At 68.2% G+C, this 22,978-nt stretch carries 21 protein-coding genes, 1 tRNA gene and 1 riboswitch; of the genes, 4 read left to right on the forward strand and 18 right to left on the reverse strand.

Features of this window, described 5'->3' with window-relative positions; translation table 11 throughout:
- Positions 1-63: 63 nt before the first annotated feature.
- Positions 64-177, forward strand: a riboswitch (SAM riboswitch).
- A gap of 56 nt (positions 178-233) precedes the next feature.
- Complete coding sequence (locus ACWEQQ_RS00345) at positions 234-1,547, forward strand: aminotransferase class V-fold PLP-dependent enzyme (protein ID WP_452346646.1); 1,314 nt, start codon at positions 234-236, stop codon at positions 1,545-1,547.
- A gap of 16 nt (positions 1,548-1,563) precedes the next feature.
- On the opposite strand, the gene ACWEQQ_RS00350 is transcribed toward ACWEQQ_RS00345, so the two are convergent.
- The 3 genes from ACWEQQ_RS00350 to ACWEQQ_RS00360 all read right to left on the reverse strand — a co-directional run bounded on the left by ACWEQQ_RS00350 (position 1,564) and on the right by ACWEQQ_RS00360 (position 3,026).
- Positions 1,564-1,752 carry a hypothetical protein gene (locus tag ACWEQQ_RS00350; RefSeq protein ID WP_452346647.1) on the reverse strand — a complete coding sequence of 63 codons (189 nt, stop codon included), beginning with the start codon at positions 1,750-1,752 and terminating at the stop codon, positions 1,564-1,566.
- Positions 1,753-1,770: 18 nt separating this feature from the next.
- On the reverse strand, positions 1,771-2,223 hold the full coding sequence (locus tag ACWEQQ_RS00355; RefSeq protein ID WP_452339690.1) for a DUF2752 domain-containing protein: 453 nt from the start codon (positions 2,221-2,223) through the stop codon (positions 1,771-1,773).
- A 173-nt stretch (positions 2,224-2,396) separates the two neighbouring features.
- Positions 2,397-3,026 (reverse strand): TetR family transcriptional regulator, encoded by a 630-nt coding sequence (locus ACWEQQ_RS00360; RefSeq protein ID WP_452346648.1) that lies wholly within the window; start codon positions 3,024-3,026, stop codon positions 2,397-2,399.
- A gap of 149 nt (positions 3,027-3,175) precedes the next feature.
- Here ACWEQQ_RS00360 and ACWEQQ_RS00365 point away from each other — a divergent pair, with 149 nt between their 5' ends.
- Together ACWEQQ_RS00365 and ACWEQQ_RS00370 are read left to right on the forward strand one after the other, a co-directional pair.
- Positions 3,176-3,964, forward strand: coding sequence for an SDR family oxidoreductase (locus tag ACWEQQ_RS00365; RefSeq protein ID WP_364606614.1), 789 nt, complete (start codon positions 3,176-3,178; stop codon positions 3,962-3,964).
- 25 nt (positions 3,965-3,989) lie between these two features.
- Positions 3,990-5,054: an NAD(P)H-dependent amine dehydrogenase family protein gene (locus ACWEQQ_RS00370; protein WP_452339691.1), complete on the forward strand. Its 1,065-nt coding sequence runs from the start codon at positions 3,990-3,992 to the stop codon at positions 5,052-5,054.
- A gap of 75 nt (positions 5,055-5,129) precedes the next feature.
- On the opposite strand, the gene ACWEQQ_RS00375 is transcribed toward ACWEQQ_RS00370, so the two are convergent.
- The 10 genes from ACWEQQ_RS00375 to ACWEQQ_RS00420 all read right to left on the reverse strand — a co-directional run bounded on the left by ACWEQQ_RS00375 (position 5,130) and on the right by ACWEQQ_RS00420 (position 17,192).
- Positions 5,130-5,627, reverse strand: coding sequence for a nucleoside deaminase (locus tag ACWEQQ_RS00375; RefSeq protein ID WP_452346649.1), 498 nt, complete (start codon positions 5,625-5,627; stop codon positions 5,130-5,132).
- The gene (locus tag ACWEQQ_RS00380; protein ID WP_452346650.1) at positions 5,627-6,712 is read right to left on the reverse strand and encodes a hypothetical protein; all 1,086 of its coding nucleotides are present in this window, start codon (positions 6,710-6,712) and stop codon (positions 5,627-5,629) included. Before ACWEQQ_RS00380 ends, ACWEQQ_RS00375 begins: the two co-directional genes overlap by 1 nt.
- 18 nt (positions 6,713-6,730) lie before the next feature.
- Positions 6,731-7,702 carry an antibiotic biosynthesis monooxygenase gene (locus ACWEQQ_RS00385; RefSeq protein WP_452346651.1) on the reverse strand — a complete coding sequence of 324 codons (972 nt, stop codon included), beginning with the start codon at positions 7,700-7,702 and terminating at the stop codon, positions 6,731-6,733.
- A gap of 15 nt (positions 7,703-7,717) precedes the next feature.
- Positions 7,718-10,435 carry a molybdopterin-dependent oxidoreductase gene (locus tag ACWEQQ_RS00390; RefSeq protein ID WP_452346652.1) on the reverse strand — a complete coding sequence of 906 codons (2,718 nt, stop codon included), beginning with the start codon at positions 10,433-10,435 and terminating at the stop codon, positions 7,718-7,720.
- 16 nt (positions 10,436-10,451) lie between these two features.
- Positions 10,452-11,273 carry an FAD binding domain-containing protein gene (locus ACWEQQ_RS00395; RefSeq protein ID WP_452346653.1) on the reverse strand — a complete coding sequence of 274 codons (822 nt, stop codon included), beginning with the start codon at positions 11,271-11,273 and terminating at the stop codon, positions 10,452-10,454.
- A 479-nt stretch (positions 11,274-11,752) separates the two neighbouring features.
- A tRNA-Thr gene (locus ACWEQQ_RS00400) sits at positions 11,753-11,828 on the reverse strand.
- An 82-nt stretch (positions 11,829-11,910) separates the two neighbouring features.
- Positions 11,911-13,125 carry a DNA polymerase III subunit delta' gene (locus tag ACWEQQ_RS00405; protein WP_379393447.1) on the reverse strand — a complete coding sequence of 405 codons (1,215 nt, stop codon included), beginning with the start codon at positions 13,123-13,125 and terminating at the stop codon, positions 11,911-11,913.
- A 42-nt stretch (positions 13,126-13,167) separates the two neighbouring features.
- The gene (locus tag ACWEQQ_RS00410) at positions 13,168-13,674 is read right to left on the reverse strand and encodes a DinB family protein (protein ID WP_452339698.1); all 507 of its coding nucleotides are present in this window, start codon (positions 13,672-13,674) and stop codon (positions 13,168-13,170) included.
- A 113-nt stretch (positions 13,675-13,787) separates the two neighbouring features.
- On the reverse strand, positions 13,788-16,670 hold the full coding sequence (gene topA / locus ACWEQQ_RS00415; protein WP_452346862.1) for a type I DNA topoisomerase: 2,883 nt from the start codon (positions 16,668-16,670) through the stop codon (positions 13,788-13,790).
- A gap of 315 nt (positions 16,671-16,985) precedes the next feature.
- Entirely contained in the window at positions 16,986-17,192 is a 207-nt protein-coding gene (locus ACWEQQ_RS00420; protein WP_011206895.1) for a cold-shock protein, read from the reverse strand.
- 435 nt (positions 17,193-17,627) lie between these two features.
- Between ACWEQQ_RS00420 and ACWEQQ_RS00425 the strand changes: the two genes are divergently transcribed.
- Entirely contained in the window at positions 17,628-20,024 is a 2,397-nt protein-coding gene (locus tag ACWEQQ_RS00425; protein WP_452346654.1) for a DEAD/DEAH box helicase, read from the forward strand.
- Positions 20,025-20,377: 353 nt separating this feature from the next.
- Here ACWEQQ_RS00425 and ACWEQQ_RS00430 read toward each other — a convergent pair whose 3' ends face one another.
- The 5 genes from ACWEQQ_RS00430 to ACWEQQ_RS00450 form a co-directional block, all read right to left on the reverse strand.
- Complete coding sequence (locus ACWEQQ_RS00430) at positions 20,378-20,755, reverse strand: Rv3654c family TadE-like protein (protein WP_452339700.1); 378 nt, start codon at positions 20,753-20,755, stop codon at positions 20,378-20,380.
- The gene (locus ACWEQQ_RS00435) at positions 20,752-21,066 is read right to left on the reverse strand and encodes a TadE family type IV pilus minor pilin (protein WP_452339806.1); all 315 of its coding nucleotides are present in this window, start codon (positions 21,064-21,066) and stop codon (positions 20,752-20,754) included. Before ACWEQQ_RS00435 ends, ACWEQQ_RS00430 begins: the two co-directional genes overlap by 4 nt.
- A gap of 35 nt (positions 21,067-21,101) precedes the next feature.
- Positions 21,102-21,317, reverse strand: a complete 216-nt coding sequence (locus ACWEQQ_RS00440; RefSeq protein ID WP_452339701.1) for a DUF4244 domain-containing protein — start codon at positions 21,315-21,317, stop codon at positions 21,102-21,104.
- Between the two features lie 72 nt (positions 21,318-21,389).
- Positions 21,390-21,989, reverse strand: a complete 600-nt coding sequence (locus ACWEQQ_RS00445) for a type II secretion system F family protein (protein ID WP_452339702.1) — start codon at positions 21,987-21,989, stop codon at positions 21,390-21,392.
- On the reverse strand, positions 21,986-22,798 hold the full coding sequence (locus ACWEQQ_RS00450) for a type II secretion system F family protein (RefSeq protein WP_452346655.1): 813 nt from the start codon (positions 22,796-22,798) through the stop codon (positions 21,986-21,988). Before ACWEQQ_RS00450 ends, ACWEQQ_RS00445 begins: the two co-directional genes overlap by 4 nt.
- Positions 22,799-22,978 lie beyond the last annotated feature (180 nt).

Below are 22,978 nucleotides of genomic sequence, written 5' to 3' on the forward strand. Positions count from 1 at the left end.
GGCGGCCGCCACGACCGGGCGGGGTTGACAAGCCCGCGAGCCGTCTGCCAGTCTCTGCAATCAGGTCATGAGTACCAGCGCGAAGCCCCGGCTTGCTGGTCGGCAACCCTCCTCCGCGGTGGGGTGCTCCGGGTGACGACCGGGCCGACGCCCGACCGGGCGCGGCAAGCGCGGACTCTCGATCGATTTCTCTTTTCCCGATCGCGCGTCCATGAATCCGACGGGATTTCGTGATGACTGCTTTCGCCGACCAGACCTGTGCCGCCCTCGCCGATGTCTCCGGCTGTGACCTGCGGGTCCCGCTGGTCCAGGGCGGGACGGCCGGCTACGCCAACTTCGACTACGCCGCCAGCGCACCCGCATTGCGGCAGGTCACCGACCGGGTCGCGGATCTGCTGCCCTACTACGCCAGCGTGCACCGCGGCGCGGGTTACGCCTCCCGGGTCTCCACCGACTGCTACGAGTCGGCCCGCGGTTCGGTCGCCCGCTTCCTGAACGCGGCCGAGGACCAGGTGGTGGTGTTCACCCGCAACACCACCGACTCACTGAACCTGCTCGCCGCCTGCGTGCCCGGTGACACCGTGGTGCTGGACGTCGAGCACCACGCCAACCTGCTGCCCTGGACCCGGCGCGGCCGCCGGGTGGTTCCGGTCGCGGAGACCATCGAGGAGACCATCCAGCGCCTGGTCGCCGAGCTGTGCTCGAAACCCGCTGCGCTGCTGGCGGTTACGGGCGCCTCCAATGTGACCGGCGAACTGCTGCCGCTGGAGCGGCTGGCCTGGATCGCCCACCAGTGCGGCACCCGCATCCTGGTGGACGCCGCCCAGCTGGCCCCGCACCGCCGAATCGACCTGCGCACCACCGGCATCGACTACCTGGCCTTCTCCGGTCACAAGACCTATGCCCCGTTCGGCGCGGGCGTGCTGGCCGGCCGCCGGGACTGGCTGGACGCGGCCGAGCCCTACCTGGCCGGCGGCGGCGCGGTGCGCTCGGTGAGCACCGAGAGCGTCGAATGGGCTCCCGCCCCGCAGCGCCACGAGGCCGGGTCCCCGAACGTGCTGGGCGTCGCCGCCCTGGCCGCGGCCTGCGACGCCCTCGCCGAGCTGGACGAGACCACCGTGCTCGAGCATGAGCAGTACCTCACCCACCGCCTGCGCTACGGCCTGAAAACCGTTCCGGGCGTGAACTTCCTGCGGATCTGGCGCGACAGCACCGACGCGGTCGGCATTGTCGCCTTCACCGTCGACGGCTTCGAGCCCGGCCAGGTGGCCGCCTACCTCTCCGCCGAGCACGGCATCGGGGTGCGCGACGGCCGCTTCTGCGCTCACCCGCTGCTGTCCCGCCTCGGTGTCGATGCCGCCCTGCGCGCCAGCATCGGCCTGGGCACCACCGCCGCCGACGTCGACCGCCTCGTCGAGGCCATCGCGACCCTGGTGGCGCACGGCCCGGCGTGGAATTACGCCCGCACCGAAGGACATTGGAACCCGGTCCCCGAGACCCGCCCCTTCGGCAGTTCGGCCGAGGGCGGGTCTGCCTGCGGTTTCTGAATCGGCCGGGAACCGGTCAGGGCACCATGTAGCGGGCCGCGAGCACCTCGACGAGTGGATCGTCGTCGGCCACCGCCTCGAGCGCATCGAGGTCGTCCAGGACCGAGAGCTGCCGGGTGTCCTCCTGATCGGGGTCCGGCGGCCCATCCTCCTCGAGCTGCCGTATCAGCTTCTGCCGCACGCGCTCCTTCAGCGAATCGCTCATACGCAGAGCATGCCCCGCCTAAACCGGTGCGATCCAACTACCCCACGGTGTGTTCCGCACAACCGTGAAGACGAGGAGAAATGCCAGGGCCACCCACACCGCGTACCTGGGCAGCACCTGCGGTAGTCGCGGCGGCACCGGATTGCCCCGCCACCCGCGCACTACCCAGGCGCCCCACCAGGCGATGAAGCCCAGTGTCAGCGGGAGCAGCAGCACATTGCTGTGGATGGCGTCGAGGATCCGGCCATCGGTGAGGTTGTGCAGCCCGCGCAACCCGCCGCAGCCGGGGCACCAGTATCCGGTCAGTTCGTAGAACGGGCACACCCCGTAGGCCCCCTGCACGTGCGGATCCCGGAAGTGCAGCAACGCCAGCCCGCCGGCCACCGCCCCACCGGCCAGCAGCGGTAACCCGACGCCGAGCCATCGCGGCCGGGCGGGCGTTTCCATGACTGCTGCTGCCGTGGTGTCCACGACCATCAACGGTAGCCCCACCACCACCGCCCTGCCAGGGCTACCCGCCGCCGTCCGGCGGTTACCAGCAGCCGCCGAACTACCCTCGGCCGCACCAGCGCTAGTCCACCGCGCTCGGTGTCCGAACGGCCCGCGCCGGATTCGATCCGGGGCGGGCCGTTCGCGCTCCGGCGTCAGCGAATCGGCGCGCGCTCCACCACCGGCGCGGTCAGCACCCCCGCGAGCATGTCCACGATCTCCCCCCACGCCGTCACGTCCCCCGTGGCCACCCGCCCGGCCTCCACGGCCCGCTCGTGGTCGGCCAGCAAGGCGAACAGTACGGTCGGCAAGGCGCGTAACCGCCGCAGCCGCAACCGTTTCGGCAGGTCGGTGAGTTCCCGCTCCAGCTGCTGCATGATCACCCGCACCGAGGTGCGCCGCGCGGATTCCAGATTGGCCGCGTCGGTGACCGCCCGATGGGTGTGGATCTGTTCGAGGAACCGCGCATAGTGATTGATCCCGTGCCGGTCGCTCAGCTCGAGCATGGGAATGACCAGCGCCTCCAGTAGGTCGTGCACGCCGGTCGCACCCGTTCCGGCCTGTTCGGCCAGCAGTTCCAGCCGCCGCACCTCGAGGGTGGCGAGCCGGTGCTCGACCACGGCCTCGATGAGCCCGTCGCGGGAGCCGAAGTGGTACTGGATCGCCGAGTTGTTCCGCTGTCCCGCGGCTGCCGCGATATCGCGCAGCGGCACCGCCTGCCCACGCTCGGCGATCAGCTGCTCCGCCGCGAGAATGATGCGCTCGCGCGCTTCTGTCACTGCCATTCGGACACCGTCACTGCCACCTGTCGATCCTTGCCACAGTCTGCACCATAGCCGTTCACCAGCGGATAAAGAACTTATCCTTGACGATTAAGAATAAATGCTTAAAGCTTCTTGTGACTGTCGTCACTCCCAGAAGGACTGAATTCGCGATGATCCTGGACACCTTCCGACTGGACGGCCGCGTCGCCGTCGTGACCGGCGCGGGCCGCGGCATCGGCGCCGCCACCGCGCTCGCCCTCGCCGAAGCCGGTGCGGACGTGGCCATCTCGGCGCGCACCGCCGCTCAGCTCGACGAGGTGGCGGGCAAGATCCACGCGCTCGGCCGCCGTGCCATCACGGTCCCCGCGGACCTGTCGGATCTTTCCGCCGTCACCGCGCTGGCCGAAACCGCCGCCGCCGAGCTCGGCCGCATCGACATCGTGGTCAACAATGTCGGCGGCACCATGCCCAATACCTTCCTCACCACCACCCCCGAATTCCTCGAGGAGGCATTCCGTTTCAATGTCTCCACCGCGCACGCCCTCACCCGGGCCGCGGTGCCGCACATGCTGAAGAACGACGGCGGCTCGGTCGTCAATATCTCCTCGATGATGGGCCGCTCCCCCGGCCGCGGCTTCCTCGCCTACGGCACCGCCAAGGCCGCCCTCGCGCACTGGACCCGGCTGGCCGCCGCCGACCTGTCCCCCCGCATCCGGGTGAACGCCATCGCGGTCGGCTCGGTGCTCACCTCCGCGCTGGAAGTCGTTGCGCAGCAACCGGAGATCAAGCAGCAGATGGAGGACGCCACCCCGCTGCACCGGCTCGGTGAGCCGTGGGAGATCGCCGCCGCGATCGTCTACCTGAGCTCCCGCGCGGGCGGCTACATCACCGGCAAGGTGCTCGAGGTGGACGGCGGCATCGCCGCGCCCAACCTGGACCTCCCCATCCCCGACCTGTAATCCGCCGCGCCGCAGGAGTTTTCCCATGAAGTACCGCGTAGTCCAGTGGAGCACCGGCAATGTCGGCCGCCGCACCCTGCGCTCCATCATCGCCCGCCCCGAGCTCGACCTGGTCGGCGTCTGGGTCTCCAGCGCCGCCAAGGCCGGCAAGGACGCGGGCGAGCTGGCCGGTCTCGACCGCGAGATCGGCGTCACCGCAACCCAGGACGCCGAGGCGCTCCTGGCCCTGAAGCCCGACTGCATCGTCCACACCGCCATGGCCGACGACCGCCTGATGGAGGCGGTGGAGGATCTGAAGACCTTCCTCCGCGCCGGCATCAATGTCGTCTCCAGCAGCCCCGTCTTCCTGCAGTTCCCCTACGGCACCCTCCCCGACGAGGCCATCGCCCCGATCGTGGAGGCGGCCAACGCGGGCGGCGCCTCCCTGTGGGTCAACGGCATCGACCCCGGCTGGGCCAACGACTGGCTGCCGCTGCTGCTGTCCAGCGGCTCCGAGCGCATCGACAAGATCATCTGTTCGGAGGTGATGGACTACTCCACCTACGACAATCCCAAGGTCCTGTTCGACATCATGGGCTTCGGCAGCGCCCTCGACGACTTGCCGCTGCTGCTCCAGCCCGGCGTTCTCACCCTCGCCTGGGGCAGTGTCATCCGCCAGCTGGCCGCCGCCCTCGACATCGAACTCGACTCCGTCACACAGCATTTCGAGCGCCTGCCCGCGAGCGAAGAGCTGAAGGTGGGCAGTCGCACCATCGCCGCCGGCACCGCCGCCGCCCTCCGCTTCCAGGTGCACGGCATCAGCAAGGGCCGCGAGGTCCTCACCCTGGAACACACCACCCGCCTGCACCCCGACCTCGCTCCCGACTGGCCCCAACCGGCCGGAAAGGGTTGCTACCGAGTCGAAGTCAAGGGCGAACCCGACTACCTCCTCGACCTGCAGCTCTACAGCAACGGCGACCACGCCGAAGCCGGCGTCGTCGGCACCGCGGCCCGCCTGGTCAGCGCCATCCCCGCCGTGGTCCAATCCCGCCCCGGCCTGCTGACCGCCATGGATCTCCCTCTGACCACCGGCCGCGGCCTGGTCTCCTGATCCCCAACGACAAAAGGTGAGGACCGACAACGGTCCTCACCTTTTTCGTCGGCATCGTCGGGCCGGCCGCCACTGTCATGACGATTGATCACCGCCCCGGCGTTCCCGAAAGAGCTTGTACACCGCGATGGCGTCATCGCGCGGCTGGTAGCGCATGGGCAGACGCCGCTGGTCCCAGGGCTTGGCGATCTCGCCATAGAAAGTGCTGGGTTCGAAGTACTTGTCGTTTCCGCCGGCCATATATGGCGCGCAATCCTCGCGCGTGACCAGGAAAACGACCTGATCGGGCGCGCAGAGATACAGCGCCGCCAGACACATCGGGCACGGATGGGCGATGGCGTACACCGTGCATCCGGTCAGGTACTCCGTGCCCAGCTTCCGGCACGCTTCGCGGATGGCGCGAATCTCCGCGTGGTCGGTCGGGTCGTGAGTCACCGGAACGCAATTCCGGCCTTCGGCGAGGATTTCACCGTCCTTGACGACGACGGTCCCGAACGGCAGCCCGCCCTCGGCGACGCTGGTACGCGCGATCTCGATGGTGCGCTGGACGAAATCCCTTGTCGAATCCGTCATCAGCCGACCGATTCCGGGCGAATCACCGCACCCGCGGCGATGTCTTCCATCCGCGCCGGGCCGGTGCCCTTGGCCGGGTCCGTCTTCCACGGCCAATCGTTGGAATGGAAGGGCGCCAGAGTCGGCAGCAACGCCTTCTTGCCCCGTTTGGCCATCTCCCGCTCGATGGCCGCCCGGCCGCCGCCGCCGAGCAGTTCGACGTCCATGAGGAAGTAGTCGCGGAAGAAGACCATGCCGAGCGAACGGTCGGCGACGATGCGGCCGAGCACGTCGAGCATCTTCTCGGGTGTGGTCTCGAATTCCGGTGTCTCGACGAGCAGCAACCGGTCGCCCATCGTCTCGGTGCCCATGAACTGGACGAGAATGCTGTACAGGATGTTGTTCTGCCGTGCGATGTACAGCGAATTGCTGACCGCGTAGGTGCGCTCCCAGTCCGTGCCGAGTTGTTCCTTCCACCCTTCGATGACGTTCATCCAATGGCCCACCTGGGCGCCCGAGCCGATGCCGATCGACTTGGCCGAATACGGTACGACGCCGCGGATGTACTTCTCGACTTCGTCGTAGCTGTAACCACCCTGCGCGAGGCACTCGTCCATGAAGGTCAGATTGCGCTGCAGAATGGCGCGGAGGAGGGAGCGATCGTCCTCGGAGATATCCAGGGCGTCAAGGCCTTCGAGGGCCGGCCGATGCTGCGCCCGATACATCTCGAGCGGGGCTCGCCACAGCTGATTCGCGTACGCATCGAACAGGTACGGTGAGACGATCTCGTAGATGGCCATGGTGCTGTGGCCCACCGACTTGGCCAGCTGGTACACGATCGGCACCGGCGGCGCGTATTCGGGCTCCCGGCCGGGCCGGTAGAGGATCATCTGCCCGCCTTCGCCGGTGAACAGCGCCAGGATGATCGGCACCTGGTCGCGCATGTTCTGTTTGAATTTCACCAGGGATGTTTCGTAGAGCTGCAACATCGACTCGTTCAGCGCGAGGACCGCGTGCTCGGCGACGGTGCGCGCACTCGCGGGCGGCTCGTCGGCGACGACCGGGCGCATGAATTCCGGGACTGCGTGGCCATTGGATTCGGCCATGACGATCACTCCTCCTTCTCACGGCAATTTCCAGAACACGACGGTCACCAGCCAGAACACGACCGCCCAGAACGCCATCGCCGCGGCGATCAGCAGGGCGCCCCGCACGTTGGTCGCCGTGGTCGGCGCTTCAGGGTCCGGGTGCAGCCACCGTTCGAGCAATGGATTCACATAGCAAGGCATCGTCACGAAGGTCATGACGAAGCTGGACAACAGGTTTCCGATCAACATGCCCAGCCACAGCGGGAGCCGCGCCCACCCCAGCGCCAAGGTGAGCAGCACGACCGTCGGATACAGGCCGACCCACACCGCGATCGATGTCTTCGTCCGTGACGGCGTCCGCGCCCGGCCCCCATGTTCGTCGAACGCGAACCAGCTGCCGAAGGAGTTGTCGATCGTGCGTAATCGAAAGTCGCTGAACCGCTTCCCTTCGTCGAGCAACTGCCGGCGCTCGGCCGAGGTCAGCCACCCGTCCAGGTCAGCGGCGGTGTCGTAGCGGTAGAGCATGGTCCACTCGTCCTGCACGCCCTCGATCGGCCGGAAGATCTCGGCACCGCGAAAACCCGGAAACTTGTTCTCCGCCAGCCGAAGTCGCTCCTGCCAGGCCAGGAACTCGTCGATGTGCTCGGGCGGGACCCGATGGGTCACCACGGCCGTGACGAGGGTGTCGGGGGGCGCGGCCCCGCCAGTCACGATCTGCTGCGTGGGCGCGCCGTCCAGGTAGCGCCGTCCTTCGGCGAGCCGGTCCTGACGCGTGGCGCTGTTGATCCACGCGCGCAGATTCGGGATCGAGTCGAAGCGGTAGATCACCGACCATTGCGGCTGCACGGCTGTCGGCGGGTTGACCTCGGCGGCGATGAATCCCGGATAGTGCGACGCCATGCTGTTCAGCCCGTGCTGCCAGGACAGGAAAGCCTCTTCACAGCCGGGCCGCACCGTTTCTCCGATGATGACGGTGGCGGCGTTGATGGCCGACTGCTCGCGGGTCATCGTTGTCTCCGACACTCAGCCGGTCGAGGTCGACCGGACCGGTCGCAGGGACCCGAAGATGCGGTCGGGAGTGAGCGGCAGCTCGCGATATCGGACGCCGGTCGCGTCATATACCGCGTTCGCCAGTGCCGGTGCGACCGGGTTGATGCAGCACTCGGCAATCCCTTTGGACCGCGCCGGACCCACCGAGTCGGTCGAGCCGACCAGGATCACCTCGGTGCGCGGAGTGTCGGCGTAGGTCGGTATGCGGTAGTTGCGCAGCGTCGGATTGGTCATGACGCCGTTTTCGTCGACGAGATAATTTTCGGTCAGCACGAAGCCGAGGCCTTGGGCCACACCGCCTTCGATCTGACCGCGCACCTGTGCGGGATTGATGACCACCCCGGCGTCGGTGGCCTGCACGCTGTAGAGGACGCGGATCTCACCGGTCACGCGATGCACCGCGACTCGGAAGGCCTGCGTGTTGCAGGCGAGGCTGCGCGGCGACCCGTACGCCTTGCGCGATTCGGTCAACCGCGCACCCCGGCGGCGGGCGGCCGCCGCCAATTCGGTCAATCCGATGCGGGTGTCGCCACAGCGCACGGCATCGTCATCCATGGCGCAACAGGCCAGATCGACCCCGGTATGCGTGGCGGCGAAGCGCAGAATCCGGTCGCGCAACGCGGCGGCCGTCCGCTGCACGGCATTGCCGGCCACGAACAGACCCGCGCTCGCGAATGCGCCGGTGTCGAAACCCGTGCGGTCGGTGTCGGCCTGGACGAGCCGGATCCGTGCCGGCGTGGTGCCCAGCTCGGCCGCGGCGATCTGAACGTGCGCCGTCGGTGTCCCCTCACCGAATTCCACAGTGCCCACGGCGATCTCATAGATGCCGTCGTCGCCCAGGGTGGCCAGCCCGACCGAGACATGTTCGGTCGGTGGCGCGGTTTCGTGCATCGATGTGGCTGTGCCGGTGCCGATCTGCCAGTCTTGCCCCAGCGCCTGCCCGTCGGGGTGGGCACGCAGCGCGGCGTCGACCCGGTCGATGCACGCGGCCAGTCCATCCTCGGTGAACGCTACGTCGTTGGCCTCGTCCTCGATCGACAGCAACGCGTCACCGGGCCGAACGATATTGCGGCGGCGCAGCTCCAGCGGATCCATGCCGAGGGCGACGGCCAGCTCGTGCATCGCCGACTCCACCGCGAAGACCGGCTGGGTCATGCCGTAGCCGCGCAGTGCGCCACTGGGCACGGTGTTGGTGTAGACCGAGTAGCCGTCGAATTTCTTGTTGGGACAGCGGTACAGCGCGATCGCGCCGCCTCCGGCGAACAACGTCTCGCCGGCGTGGTTTCCGTAGGCACCGGTATTGGAGACATTGCGGAACTCGAAAGCGGTCAGTGTTCCGTCGGACCGCGCCCCCAGCTTCACCGTGATCTTCATCGGATGTCGCGGTGAGGCAGTGGTGAACTCCTCCTCGCGCGTGTATTCCAGACACGTCGGCCGGCCGGTGTCCAGCGTCGCCAGCGCCACCAGATCTTCGCTGATCACTTCCTGCTTACCGCCGAAGGCGCCGCCGACGCGCTTGCAGAACACCCGAATCTGATCGGGTCGCAGGTCGAACAGATGGGCCAGCTTCCCCTTCGCGATCCACGGCGATTGCGAACTGGTCCGCACATGCAGCCGGCCCGCTTCCATCCAGGCGATCGATCCGTGCGTCTCCAGATGGGCATGCTGCACCCGCGGTGAGAAGTACGTGCCTTCGTGGATTACGTCGGCTTCGGCGAATCCCTGTGCGACATCACCGATTTCGCCGTGCAACTCGACCAGGATATTGTGCACGGGGTCCTGCACGAACGGGTCGTGGGATCCGTGCAGCTGCGGCGCACCGGATTGCATCGCCTGCTCGGGATCGAATACCGCCGGCAGCACCTCGTAATCGACGGCGACCTTGCGACAGCCCTCCTGCGCGGCGCCGATCGATTCGGCCAGCACCGCGACCACCCGTTGGCCGGCGAAGCGCACCACGTTGTCCAGGATGTAGGTGTCGTCGGGGTCGACGAGATGATCGGTGTGGATCGCGGTGGAGAACAGCCTCCGGGGCACGTCTTCCCAGGTGTACACGCGGTGCACTCCGGGCACGGCCAGCGCCGCGGACTTGTCGATGGAGACGATGCGCGCATGGGCATGGGGTGAGTGCAGCACCTTCAGATGGAGCATCCCGGGCAGCTCGGTGTCCATCGTGTACTCGGCGCGCCCGGTCACCACGTCGGCCCCGGCCGGCGTGCCGACACTGGTGCCGATCGCCCGGCCCGGTGCGGCGACTTCGATGCCGGCCACGCCGTTGATCGCGTCCTCGATTGCCCGATAGCCGGTGCAGCGGCACAGGTTTCCCTTCAACGCGTGCGGCAGGTCCTGCTTCTGCTCGTCGGTGAGGGCGGACGCCGTCATGATCATCCCGGCTGTGCAGAAGCCGCACTGGAATCCCGGGGCCTCGAGAAACTGCCGCTGCATCGGGTGCATCTCCTCGGGTGAACCGAGCCCCTCGATCGTCGTGACCTCATGCCCGTCGGCACGGAACGCCGGCGTGAGGCAACTGTGCACCGGACGACCGTCGAGCCAGACCGTGCATGCGCCGCAGTCACCGGCGTCGCACCCCTTCTTCACCCCGAACCAGCCCAGGTGACGCAGAAAGGTCCGCAGGCACTGACCGGGTTGCGGCTCTTGGGAGAACGTCTTCCCGTTGACGACATAGCTCATCGCAAGCCTCCGGATTTCACCGCAAGCCGCCAAGTTCGACCCGGATCTCCTCGGCGTAGTGTCTCGCCAGGTGCTTGCGGTGACCCGGTGTGCCGTTGGGGTCGGCGAACCAGACATCGGCATGTATCGCGTCGATGTGGTCCTGCAGGGTGTCGGCGTCGGGCACGGTGTCGAACCGCAGCACGACCGGGTGCGTGGTACCCGCCGTGATGGTGAGCAACAGATCACGGGTGCCCGGCGTCTGGGTCGCGACCATGAATATTGTGGAACGGCCGAGCTTGGTCAGGGTGAATCGCCGGTGCGTGTGGCGCTTGCGCAGCGCGTCACCGGGAATGTGCACACTACGCAGGATTTCCCCGGGCCACAGCGCATTTCGATGGTTGCCGAGGACGAAATCCTTCGCCGCGATGGTTCTCTCGGTTCCGTCCGCGGCCCACACGCGATAGGTCGCCTCGAGCGCCACGGCCAGGGTGATCATCGGTCCGGCAGGCAGGGACATGCAGATATTGCCGCCCACCGTCGCGGCATTCCAGATCTTGAACGACGCCAGGAAGGCCTCGCAGCTGGTGCGCAGCAGGCTGCCCGCCGGCCAGCCATCCGGCGGTGCGAACTCGTGCAGCTCCCTGATCGTGCACGTCGCACCGATCTCGAGACCCTCGCCGTCGGCCACCAGGTGAGGCCAGCCGAGTTCGGTGAGGTCGACCAGTCGGTGGACATTCGGCTGCGGCTCGGAGAACAACCACGTGCCACCGGCCAGCCACGCGTCTCCGATGTGCCAGTCCGCACCCGGCCGGCCGGAAGTCGGGCGGAGGACGTCGACGACGGTGTTCAGATCCATACGAGCCCTCCGCCGACACGCCGTCAGGCGCTGCTGAACAGACTGACCGTAGAGTTCCGGGTCGATTCTGGGAATTTCTCTCACACCGGGTACACGGAGTGATGTGTTCGCAACGAATCATGATCACGTTTTCCCCAGACTGACATTGAGCGGGAGATACTGTCAATATCCGTGGATGGTTGATCACCAGGCGACCTCCGCCCCGCAACGATATGCGCTGACGGCGGGTTGACCTGGATCTTTCGTGGAGCTGACGCATCGGCCAGACCGGATTCGGATCGGTGTTCCGCGACCGGCCGCCGGGTCCCACAGACGGCCTGCGTCATCATCACACAGGGCAAGCTTCGGCACGCAGGCAATGAGTTCGTATGCCAGCCAGACGATTTCGATCCGCGCGCTTCCCCAGTGCCACCGGCACCGGATTCGGACCCCGAAACGACAGCAGGTGGAGAGCGACATACGCTCTCCACCTGCTTGTTTGGAGCCGCCTGGGGGAATCGAACCCCCGACCTTTTCATTACGAGTGAAGCGCTCTACCGACTGAGCTAAGGCGGCGTGCCTTCCGGCGGTGCGAGTCTATCGTCTCGCGCCCGAATCGCGAAAACGGGAGCTCGCGGTGATGCGGGACACGCCCGGGTCAGGCGGAACGGGCCGCGATCAGGGCCGCGGCCATGGCGGCGAGGGCGAAGCGCGGCTTCACATTGGTTTCGAGGGCCTCGCGGCAATCGAGCACCGCCTGGATGGAGAGCAGCAGGCCCTCGGGGCGGACGTCGGTCGCGAGTTCGCGGATCTGGTCGGCCATGTCCGGGTGGGTGAGGGTCACGCCCGAGGAGGAATCCGCGGTGGCGGCGCCGAATCGGACCGCGAGCGCGTCCCGGTACAGGCCCGCGACATCGATCAGGGCCCGGTCCAGGGCATCGCGCCCGGTGCGGGTGGCCCGCGACTTCTGGCGTTTCTCCAGGTCTTTCAGCGCACCGGCGGAACCGCGGGTGGCCGAGGCGGTGCCCTTACCGGTGCCGCCCGCGCCCAGCGCGGTGGCCAGTTCCTCGCGTTCCTTCCCGTCGCGCTCGGCACTGACCTGCTTGGCCTCGTCATCGGCCGACTTCACCAGTTCGTCGGCGGCCGCATACGCCGCTGCGGGCCGGGCGGTCGCCGTGACCAGCGCCAGGGCTCGTTTGCGCCGGGCCCGGGCCTGGTCGTCGGTGGCCAGCCGCCGGGCGCGCCCGACATGTCCACCGCTGATCGAGGCCGCCCAGCCGGCGGTCTTCTGGTCCAGACCGTCCCGCTCGTGCAGCACCCGCGCGATCGAATCCACCGACGGCGTCGCCAAATGCACGTGCCTGCACCGGGATCGCAGCGTCACCGAAATGTCCTCGGGATCCACCGACGGCGCGCACAGCAGGAACACCGTGCGCTCCGGCGGCTCCTCCACCACCTTCAGCAGCACATTGCCCGCCGCCTCGGTCAACCGGTCGGCGTCCTCGACCACGACCACCTGCCAGCGCCCGGTGCTCGGCCGCCGCGACGCCACCTGCACGATCTCGCGCATCTCCTTGGTGCCGATGCTCAAACCCTCCGGCACCACCCGCCGCACATCGCCGTGTGTCCCGGCCATGGTGGTCGTGCACGCGTGACACCGCCCGCATCCGGGCGTCCCCTCGTCCGTGCACTGCAGCGCCGCCGCGAAGCACAGCGCCGCGACCGACCGCCCCGATCCGGGCGGCCCGGTGAACAACCACGAATGCGTCATGGCCGACGACGATCCGGCCCCACCCCGTGCCGCCACCGCCGCAGCCGTCAACTCGGACTCGACCGCACCCTGGCCGACCAGCCGATCGAAGACACCCGCCACGCCGACCACCTTAGCCGCCACCCCCGACAGCCCGGCCGGGAGTCAGTTCGCGCGCTGATATGTCGTGTTCGCGCCGTCCAGGGCCTCGCGGATGATGTCCGCGTGCCCGGAGTGGTGCGCGATCTCCCGGAAGATGTGCAGCAGGATGTAGCGCACGCTGAGCCATTCCCGCTCCGGCGCCCAGGGCGCGGTCGGCGTCGGCACCGAATCCTCGAGGTTGGGGAGCTCGCGGATCAGCTTGCCGGTGTGCTCGGCCACCACCTCCCACTCGGCCAGCAGGCCGGCGACCGTCTGTTCCGGGTCCAGCCGATACTCGGAATCCATTCGGGAGACATCGAATTCGGAGTTCGGGTCGCGCTCCGCGAGGATGGTGGTCCAGTGCCGCTCGATATTCACCGCGTGGCTGAGCAGACCGCCGAGGGTGAGTTCACTGACCGTGGTGCGCTGGCGCGCCTGCTCGTCGTCGATGCCGCGGACGGTGATCCGGAAGAGCTCGCGCTGGCTGTCCAGGATCTTGATCAGTTCTTCACGCTCGTGGTCGACGGTCATCGAATGTCCTTCCGCTGGTGCGTGTTCCGGATTACACGCTACGGCAGGCCACCGACAGACACAGCGGCCGAAAAGCAAAGCGCCCCCGTCGTGACGGGGGCGCTTCGATCAGGTCAGGACTGCGAGGCCGCGGCCTTCTTCGCCGCCGCCTTCTTGGCCGGGGCCTTCTTGGACGCCGCTGCCTTCTTGGTGGTGACGCCGTCGGCCGTCTTGGCCGCCGCCTTCTTCGCCGCCGCCTTCTTGACCACGGTCTTGGCCACCGCGGTCTTCTTCGCGGCCGCCTTCTTGGCGGTCTTCTTCGCGGCCTTCTTCACCGGCCCGCGTGCCCGCCGGTCCGCCAGCAGCTCCGAAGCCCGTGCATCGGTGATGGATTCGACCTCGTCGCCCTTGCGCAGGCTGGCATTGGTCTCACCGTCGGTGACATACGGGCCGAACCGCCCGTCCTTGATCACCATCGGCTTCTCCGACACCGGGTCCACACCCAGCTCACGCAGCGGCGGCGCACTGGCCGACTGCCCGCCGCGCCGCTTGGGCTCGGCGTAGATCTTGAGCGCGTCCTCCAGCGTCACCGTGAAGATCTGATCCTCACCGGTGAGCGAGCGCGAATCCGTGCCCTTCTTCAGGTACGGCCCGTACCGCCCGTTCTGCGCGGTGATCTCGTCCCCGGAGGCCGGGTCCACACCCACCACGCGCGGCAGCGACAGCAGTTTGAGCGCGTCGTCCAGCGTCACCGACTCCACGCTCATGGACTTGAACAGCGACCCGGTGCGCGGCTTCGGCTTGTCGGCCGCCTTCTTGGCGGGCTTCTTCGCCGTGGTGTCCAGATCCTCCGCGGGTTCCGGCAGGATCTCGGTGACGTACGGGCCGAAACGTCCTTCCTTGGCGACGATTTCGTGCCCGCTCGCCGGATCGGTACCCAGCGAGCGACCTTCCTGCGGAGTCGCGAACAGCTTCTCCGCGACCTCGGGCGACAGCTCGTCCGGCGGCAGATCGTCGGGCAGGTTGGCCCGCTGCGACACCGGATTCCCGTCCGGGTCATCGGGATTGACGACCATGCGCTCCAGATACGGCCCGAACTTGCCGACCCGGACCACCACATCGCGGCCCTCGTCATCGCTGAAGAGCTTGATGGAGTTGACTTCTCGCGCGTCGATGCCGTCGAGTCGTTCGCCCACCATCCTTTTCAGGCCGCCCGACCGCGCCACCGAACCCTCGGCACCGTGATCGCCACCGAAATAGAAGGAGGACAACCAGTTTCCGCGCTGTTCGCGGCCACCGGCGATGGCGTCGAGATCGTCCTCCATGGCCGCGGTGAAGTCGAAGTCCACCAGCCGCCCGAAGTGGTCCTCCAGCAGCCCGATCACCGCGAACGCCACCCACGACGGCACCAGCGCGCTGCCGCGCTTGTACACATAGCCGCGGTCGAGAATCGTCTTGATGATCGAGGAGTAGGTGGAAGGACGGCCGATGCCGAGATCTTCCAGCGCCTTGATCAGCGAAGCTTCGGTGAAGCGTGCGGGCGGATTGGTGGTGTGCCCGTCCGGCTCGAGCTCGATGGCCGTCACGCGCTGGCCCTCGGTCAGCGCCGGCAGCCGCGATTCGGCGTCGTCGGACTGGCCGCCCGCCTCCTCGTCGACACTCTCCACATATGCCTTGAGGAATCCCGGGAAGGTGATCGTCCGGCCGGACGCCGAAAACACGCACTCCTCACCGCTATTCGCGATGCCGGTAATGCGCACCGTCAGCGTGGTGCCGCGCGCGTCCTGCATCTGCGAGGCCACCGTGCGCTGCCAGATCAGCTCGTACAAACGGAATTCGTCGCCGTCGAGCTTGGCATGCAACTGTCCCGGCGTGGCGAAGATGTCGCCCGCGGGACGAATGGCCTCGTGTGCCTCCTGCGCATTCTTGACCTTGCGGGTGTACTGCCGCGGCGTGGGACTCACGTATTCCGCGCCGTACAACTGCGTGGCCTGTGCCCGAGCCGCCTGAATCGCCGACTCCGACAAAGTCGTCGAGTCGGTACGCATATAAGTGATGTAACCGTTCTCGTACAGCCGCTGCGCCACCCGCATGGTGCGCTCGGAGGTGAAACGCAGCTTGCGCGCGGCCTCCTGCTGCAGCGTCGAGGTCATGAACGGCGCGTACGGCTTTCGCGTGTACGGCTTGGATTCCACCGAGGAAACCGTGAAATCCACGCCGTGCAGCGATTCCGCCAGCCGCTGCGCATAGCCGGCGTCGAGTACGACGACACCCTGGGATTTCAGCTGCCCGTCGGATCCGAAATCGCGACCGGTCGCCACGCGAGCGCCCTCGACACTGACCAGCCGCGCACCGAAGACCCGCGGATTCCCGCCGTCCTCCTGCCCGCGCCCGCCGGCATCCAGCTTGGCCGCGATATCCCAGTACTCCGCGGAGCGGAACGCCATGCGCTCCCGCTCGCGCTGCACGATGACGCGCGTCGCCACCGACTGCACCCGGCCCGCCGACAGCCGCGGCATGACCTTCTTCCACAGCACCGGCGAGACCTCGTAGCCGTAGAGCCGGTCCAGGATGCGCCGCGTCTCCTGCGCGTCGACCAGATCCTTGTCCAGCTCACGGGTATCGGCCGCGGCGGCCTGGATGGCGGGCTCGGTGATCTCGTGGAACACCATGCGCCGCACCGGCACCTTGGGCTTGAGCGTCTCCAGCAGGTGCCAGGCGATGGCCTCGCCCTCGCGGTCGGGGTCGGTGGCGAGGTAGAGCTCGTCGGCGTCGGCCAGCAGGCTCTTCAGCTCACTGACCTTCCCCTTCTTATCGGGGCTGACCACATAAATGGGCTCGAAATCGTGATCGACATCCACGCCGAGCCGAGCCCACTGCTGTCCTTTGTATTTGGCGGGCACATCCGCCGCACCCCGCGGCAGGTCCCGAATATGACCGACCGAGGCCTCCACGACATAGCCGCGGCCCAGGTAGGGGGCGATCTTCTTGGCCTTCGTCGGCGACTCGACAATCACGAGACGACGCAGGGAACGGCCCTGGTCGGGCGCTGCCTGGGGGTTCGGCGCTGCACCGCGGTCTCGTGTTGCCACCGGCGAACACACCTTTCATCTCGATCCGCGTCGGCGCTGGTGTACGCGCTCTACGCGGCTGGGGCAAACGGCTGCGATGTCCGATATCGCTGCCAGCAACGTTTATACCGTGTTCGAAGGCCGTGGCTGGTGCACGGCGACGATGTAGCCCCTGATCGTGATCGAGTGTAATGGGTCCAGATATGGGTCGTCCCCCACCGCCGGGGGCGATGGGGGACGGAACCTGAGGGGTTGGCTCGCTCAGGAGAGCGCGCGAACACCGGTGGCCTGCGGGCCCTTGGTGCCTTGACCAACCTCGAACTCGACCTTCTGGTTCTCCTCGAGGGTGCGGAAGCCCGACCCCTGGATCTCGGAGTAGTGGACGAAGACGTCAGCTGAGCCGTCCTCGGGCGCGATGAAGCCGAACCCCTTCTCCGCGTTGAACCACTTCACAGTTCCCTGTGCCATTCTGTTCCTTCTCTTTCCATACCGGAACGGCGGACAACTGGGTTCATCCACCGGGTCCGTTGAGACCGCTGTACTCTGTTCCCCCTGCAGGAAAGCACCTAGTACACCGTTCGCAACATCGATCCTGCTGATGGTTTGGACTTTCGATCCGTTCCCTCGAACACAGAAGCTTGCGACCAGGAACCAGTGAACCATGTCTTCCGGGAATTCAACAGCGGAGTTACCCACAATTTGCAAAAAAGTTGATCTTGCGAATGCGCAGGTGAGGGGCATAATGCCCAAATCCGTACTTGAAGTTGGTTTGCTTTCGGATAACAGAGCGAGCATCTGGCAAACAGGGTGTGAGGCAGGTCGCTACTCTGCAGTGAAATGGCAGGTGAGGCGGCAGGCGCACACACGTTTCGCACCCGTTGGGCGTGTCGCGGTGACGCTTCGATGAATGGCGAGGATCCGATGCGTCGATCCGGAGACAACAGCGACATCAGCTACGGGAGATCGTTGCTGAATCGTGTCCTTAATAGCCCGCTTTCGGGTGACCCCCGACTCACCCATGTCAGCGAGCTACCGCCGCGCGCGGCGCAGATCACGAAATGGCCCGAATGGACATCTCCGGATGTCATCGCCGCAGTTCAGGCGGCCGGAGTCGCGGAGCCGTGGAGCCACCAGAGCCGCGCCGCGGAACTGGCCGCGGCGGGGCGGCACGTGGTGGTGTCGACCGGGACGGCGTCCGGGAAATCGCTGGCGTATCAGCTGCCGGTTTTGACCGCGCTGCAACAGGATCCGCGGGCCACAGCGCTCTATCTGTCGCCGACCAAAGCGCTGGGGGCCGATCAGCTGCGCATGGTCAACGAGCTGACCAGCGAAGATCCGCTGCGCACCATTCATCCCGCGCCGTATGACGGCGATACGCCGGCGGAAATCCGGCAGTGGGTGCGGGCGCACGCGCGATGGGTGTTCACCAATCCGGACATGCTGCACGTCGGAATGCTGCGGTCTCATCAGCGGTGGGCGCGATTGTTGCGTCAGCTCAAATACATCGTGGTCGACGAATGTCATATCTATCGCGGAGTTTTCGGCTCGCACGTGGCGCTCGTGCTGCGCCGGTTACGGCGACTCGCCGAGCGCTACGGAGCGGATCCGGTTTTCGTGCTGTGCTCGGCGACCACGGCCGATCCGGCGGCCACCGCCGAAAAGCTGATCGGCGCACCGTGTGTCGCGGTCACCGACGACGGGTCGCCGCAGGGCGCGCGGACCGTGGCGCTGTGGGAGCCGCCGCTGCTCGGCAGCGGCGTGACCGGGGAAAACGGTGCGGCCGTGCGGCGTTCGGCCGGGGCCGAGGCCGCCACCGTGATGGCGGATCTGGTGGTCGAGGGGGCGCGCACGCTGACCTTCGTGCGGTCGCGGCGCAGCGCCGAACTGGTCGCCATGGACACGCGGCGGCTGCTGGCGGAGGTGGATGCCGAGCTCCCCGGGCGTGTCGCGGCCTATCGGGCCGGGTACCTGGCCGAGGACCGGCGGGCGCTGGAGGCGGCGCTCTCGGACGGCTCGCTGCTGGGTGCGGCCACCACGAATGCCCTGGAACTGGGCGTGGACATCGCCGGGCTGGATGCCGTTGTGGTGGCGGGATATCCGGGGACGGTCGCCTCGTTCTGGCAGCAGGCCGGGCGCGCCGGCCGACGCACCCAGGGGTCGCTGGTGCTGCTCATCGCGCGGGACGACCCCCTGGACACCTACCTCGTGCATCACCCGCAGGCGCTGCTCGGGCGGCCCCTGGAAGCCACCATCACCGACCCGCACAACCCGTACGTGCTCGGACCGCATCTGCTGTGCGCGGCCATGGAACAGCCGCTCAGCGATGCGGAAGTGCATGCCTTCCAGGCCTGGGAACTGCTGTCCGACCTGGCCGAACAGGGTGTGATCCGGCGGCGTGCGGGCGTAGCGCGGGACGGGTCGGCGCGCTGGTTCGTGACCGCCGGCGCGCATCCGCACGACGCGGTGGACGTGCGCGGCGGCATCGGCACGGCGGTGGCGGTGGTGGACGGCGAGTCGGGCCGCATGCTGGGCACCACCGACGCCGGGCGCGCTCCGGCCACCCTGCATCCGGGCGCGGTGCACCTGCATCAGGGCGAGAGCTACGTGGTCGACGAGCTGGACCTCGAGGAGGGCGTCGCGCTGGTGCACGCCGACACGCCGGGGTGGAGCACCAGTGCACGGGTGGTCACCTCGCTGGAGATCGAGGCGGTGACCGAGGAGCGCCGATCCGGCTCGGTCACAACGGCTTTGGCGCAGGTGCTGGTGACCCGTCAGGTGGTCGCGTACCTGCGCCGGCTGCCCAGCGGCGAGGTGCTGGACCTGGTGCCGCTGGACCTGCCGGCGCAGACGCTGCCCACCCGGGCCGTGTTCTACACGGTCACGCCGGACCTGCTGGCCCGGGCCGGGATCGACGCCCGGCACGCCGCGGGCGCACTGCATGCGGCCGAACACGCCGCGATCGGCATGCTGCCGCTGGTGGCGACCTGCGATCGGTGGGATATCGGCGGCGTGTCTACCGCCGAACACGCCGACACCGGGCTGCCCACGGTCTTCGTCTATGACGGGCATCCGGGCGGGGCGGGCTTCGCGGAGCGCGGCTTCGTCCGGCTGCGGCACTGGCTGACGGCCACGCTGGGCGCCATCGAGTCCTGCGCGTGCGCGCATGGGTGCCCGTCCTGCGTGCAGTCACCCAAGTGCGGCAACGGCAACAACCCGCTGGACAAGGCCGGTGCGGCCCGGCTACTGCGGGCCGTGCTGGCCGAACTCGGGGAAGATGACGACCGCTCTCCCGAACCGTGACACAGCCGTCTCCGTCGTGAGACCGGAGCGCCACACGACCAACCGGTCGGCCTTGTCAGCTGGCTGATATCGGGCGGAATCCGGATGCTGAGGAGTGGCCGCGACACGCCGGAGACCCAAGTCGATTAAAAAGGGATGCTATCCTGTTAACTGAGGGATTGCTCCGTTCGATAATGTCGCTCCCGGATTTACCTGTGCATTCATTCGAATGAGTCTCCGGGAACGAATTGGAAAGCAATCGATACCCAATCTATTCGCCTCCCGCATTCATCGAATTTCGACATTGATCGACCACTGATGTGGCCCGCGCCATCACATTTCTAACCAACCGCTCGGTACGAGATATTGCCTCGCTACCTCGGCTCGTCCGCCGGGCCCGCCCGCGCGACCGCGCGCACGTCCCGTTCCCCCAGTGGGCCCAGCGATACCCGGCCGGCAACCGTCACCGTCACGTCCCAGCCCAGCACCACGCATCCGGCCGGTCGCACGCCCATCCGGCCCGCGACGGCCGCGGCCCGGCCGCACGCGGCGGAGACGCCGCCATCCAGCGCACCGGCCGCGGCCAGCGCACTCAGATCCGCGGCGGCCTGCACCCGGTGCCGGGCCGCCACCGCCACTCCGACCTGGGCAATCAGGACCGCGACCGCCAGCAGGCCGATCAGGGCCAGGCATGCGGTGACGGTCACGCCACCCGCCTCGCTCCCGGCCCGATCCATGATCGTGCGCCTCATCGGGATGCTCCGGGCTCCCGCGCCGCCACCGCCGCCGCGTGCAGGGTGACCGGAACAAGGGTGGCGCGGGCACTCACCTCGGCGACGACCAGGTCGCCCTCGGTGCGGACGACGACCCGGGCACCGGGCGGTGCGACCCGGCGGGCGGTGACGACACCGACGTCGGTGTCACCGCGAGCGGCGAGACGGGCCGCCTCGCGGGCGGCATCGACACAACGCACCTGCGCCGATACCGCCAGCAGGGCGCCGACGCCCAGCACCACGACCGCGACGAGGGCGGCCAGCGCTATGGCCGCCTCCACGGTCGCCATGCCCGCCTCGGCATGGGGAGGTGGTGTGACATACGTCACTTGACGGGAGTCTTCAGCGCCTTGTCGATGATGTTGGTCAGGGCGCTCACAATGCTGTCGCCGGTCACGACCGTGTACAGCACCGCCCCGAAGGCGGCGGCCGCGATCGTCCCGATCGCGTATTCGGCGGTGCTCATCCCGTGGTCCGCGGTCACGGCGTGCAGCAGCCGGGTCCGCAGCTCCCAGAGCAGGTTTCGGACGGACGTTCCCATGCTCGCTCCTTCCCTCACTCCGGCACGGCCGATCCGCACCGGCACAGTCGTGAACCTCGCGGCCGCCGCCGGTCACAGCAGACCGCCTTCCAGCACCCGGCCCGCCAGGCCGATCACCACCGGGACGATTCCCAGGCACAGGAAGGCGGGCAGGAAGCAGAGGCCGAGCGGGCCGCCGATCAGCACCCCGGCCCGCTCGGCCCGGGCCGCGGCCACATCCTCGAGCTCGCCCCGGCGGCGCTCCGCCAATTCGGCCACGGCCGTGGCCAATCCGGTTCCCGAGCGCGCCGAGCGACGGGCCAGCCGCGCCAGCGCCGTCACAGTCTCCTCGGCGGAGCCGGCCGTGGCCTGCTCCCACGCGGTGGCCGGATCCGCGCCCAGCGCCAGCAGGTCGGCAACCCGGCGCAGCGCAGAGGCCAGTGGATCGGGGGCCTCGGATGCGACCGCCGCGGCAGCGGCGGCGGTGGGCAGCCCGGCGCGCAGGCACGCTGCCAGCAGATCGAGGGCGGAGGCGACCCCGAGCGGATCCGGCTCGGCCCGGAACTCCGTTTGCGGCAGTGGATTACCGCGCACCGGGTCCCGCAGTCGGCGCAGCCTGCGGACCGCACCGGTCCGGCCCGGCAGCATGAGCACCGCGATAGCCGCCAGCACCGCGGCCACGGACGGAGTCATCGCAGCACCTTGTCGGTGATGGCATCGGCCCACAGCAGACCGGCGCAGCTCAGGGCGGACCCCAGGGGCAGCAGCAGCGTGCCCGCCGAGGACAGCAACAGCACACGCAGCGGGGACGCACCCATCAGCTCGCCCAGGCCGAGGCCGAGCACGGGCAGCAGGGCCAGCACCGCGGCGGTCGCCCGGGCCCCGGCCAGCGCCGCGGACGTGCGATCGCGGAATCGCTTGCGGCCCAGCAGATCCGAACGCGCGGCGGCCAGCAGCTCGGCCAGGGCGAGCCCGTGCCGCTCGGCCACCCGCCAGGCCCCGGCCACTCGGGACAGTTCCCGCGCCACCACCGAGCCGGGACGCCGCAGGCCCTCCGCGCCGGACCCGCCCAACCGGCTCCGCGCCGCGCTGACCGCGAAGGCCCGTGCCACGTCGCCCGCGGTCTCACGGGCCGCCACCTGGGCCGCGGCGCTCGGATGTGCGCCGATCCGCAGCTCCCCGATCACCGCCTCCAGCCCCTCCAGCAACTGTGCGATCTCGATGCCCCGCTGCCGTTCTCGCCTCGCGCGGCGGCACCGAATCAGGACGGTGGTCGCCAGCAGTACCGCGGCCACCACCGGACCGGGGCCGACGAGGAGCATCAGGGGCAATGCCGACAACGGCGCAATGCGGATCATCCAGCCGCGCCTGGCCTTTCGCCCGCACTCACGAAGCTTGAACAGCCGAGACATGCGCCGCCGCGCGATCGGCGGAGGCACCACGAGCAGCGCCAGCGCGAGGCAGACCGATGCGAGCGCGTGCGGGCCGAAGCCGGATCCCATCAGTCACCTCCGGACTGCTTCGAGCCCGGATCATCCTCGGCGCCAATCGAATCGGTGATACTCGGCTGGCAACCGCCATCGCGCAACGCCAGCCGCGATCCCGCGAACCGTGAGCCACGCAGACCGAACGAATTGCAGCACAACCGATCCGAGCCTGGAGTGGAGGGCGGAATCGAACCG

This window comes from Nocardia sp. NPDC004123, from assembly GCF_053603795.1.

Bases quoted from the DNA above. Each gene is read 5' to 3' on its own strand.
- ACWEQQ_RS00345 (WP_452346646.1), top strand. From the start codon at position 234: ATGACTGCTTTCGCCGACCAGACCTGTGCCGCCCTCGCCGATGTCTCC.
- ACWEQQ_RS00350 (WP_452346647.1), bottom strand. From the start codon at position 1,752: ATGAGCGATTCGCTGAAGGAGCGCGTGCGGCAGAAGCTGATACGGCAG.
- ACWEQQ_RS00360 (WP_452346648.1), bottom strand. From the start codon at position 3,026: ATGGCAGTGACAGAAGCGCGCGAGCGCATCATTCTCGCGGCGGAGCAG.
- ACWEQQ_RS00365 (WP_364606614.1), top strand. From the start codon at position 3,176: ATGATCCTGGACACCTTCCGACTGGACGGCCGCGTCGCCGTCGTGACC.
- ACWEQQ_RS00370 (WP_452339691.1), top strand. From the start codon at position 3,990: ATGAAGTACCGCGTAGTCCAGTGGAGCACCGGCAATGTCGGCCGCCGC.
- ACWEQQ_RS00375 (WP_452346649.1), bottom strand. From the start codon at position 5,627: ATGACGGATTCGACAAGGGATTTCGTCCAGCGCACCATCGAGATCGCG.
- ACWEQQ_RS00380 (WP_452346650.1), bottom strand. From the start codon at position 6,712: ATGGCCGAATCCAATGGCCACGCAGTCCCGGAATTCATGCGCCCGGTC.
- ACWEQQ_RS00385 (WP_452346651.1), bottom strand. From the start codon at position 7,702: ATGACCCGCGAGCAGTCGGCCATCAACGCCGCCACCGTCATCATCGGA.
- ACWEQQ_RS00390 (WP_452346652.1), bottom strand. From the start codon at position 10,435: ATGAGCTATGTCGTCAACGGGAAGACGTTCTCCCAAGAGCCGCAACCC.
- ACWEQQ_RS00395 (WP_452346653.1), bottom strand. From the start codon at position 11,273: ATGGATCTGAACACCGTCGTCGACGTCCTCCGCCCGACTTCCGGCCGG.
- ACWEQQ_RS00410 (WP_452339698.1), bottom strand. From the start codon at position 13,674: ATGACCGTCGACCACGAGCGTGAAGAACTGATCAAGATCCTGGACAGC.
- ACWEQQ_RS00420 (WP_011206895.1), bottom strand. From the start codon at position 17,192: ATGGCACAGGGAACTGTGAAGTGGTTCAACGCGGAGAAGGGGTTCGGC.
- ACWEQQ_RS00425 (WP_452346654.1), top strand. From the start codon at position 17,628: ATGAATGGCGAGGATCCGATGCGTCGATCCGGAGACAACAGCGACATC.
- ACWEQQ_RS00430 (WP_452339700.1), bottom strand. From the start codon at position 20,755: ATGAGGCGCACGATCATGGATCGGGCCGGGAGCGAGGCGGGTGGCGTG.
- ACWEQQ_RS00435 (WP_452339806.1), bottom strand. From the start codon at position 21,066: ATGGCGACCGTGGAGGCGGCCATAGCGCTGGCCGCCCTCGTCGCGGTC.
- ACWEQQ_RS00440 (WP_452339701.1), bottom strand. From the start codon at position 21,317: ATGGGAACGTCCGTCCGAAACCTGCTCTGGGAGCTGCGGACCCGGCTG.
- ACWEQQ_RS00445 (WP_452339702.1), bottom strand. From the start codon at position 21,989: ATGACTCCGTCCGTGGCCGCGGTGCTGGCGGCTATCGCGGTGCTCATG.
- ACWEQQ_RS00450 (WP_452346655.1), bottom strand. From the start codon at position 22,798: ATGGGATCCGGCTTCGGCCCGCACGCGCTCGCATCGGTCTGCCTCGCG.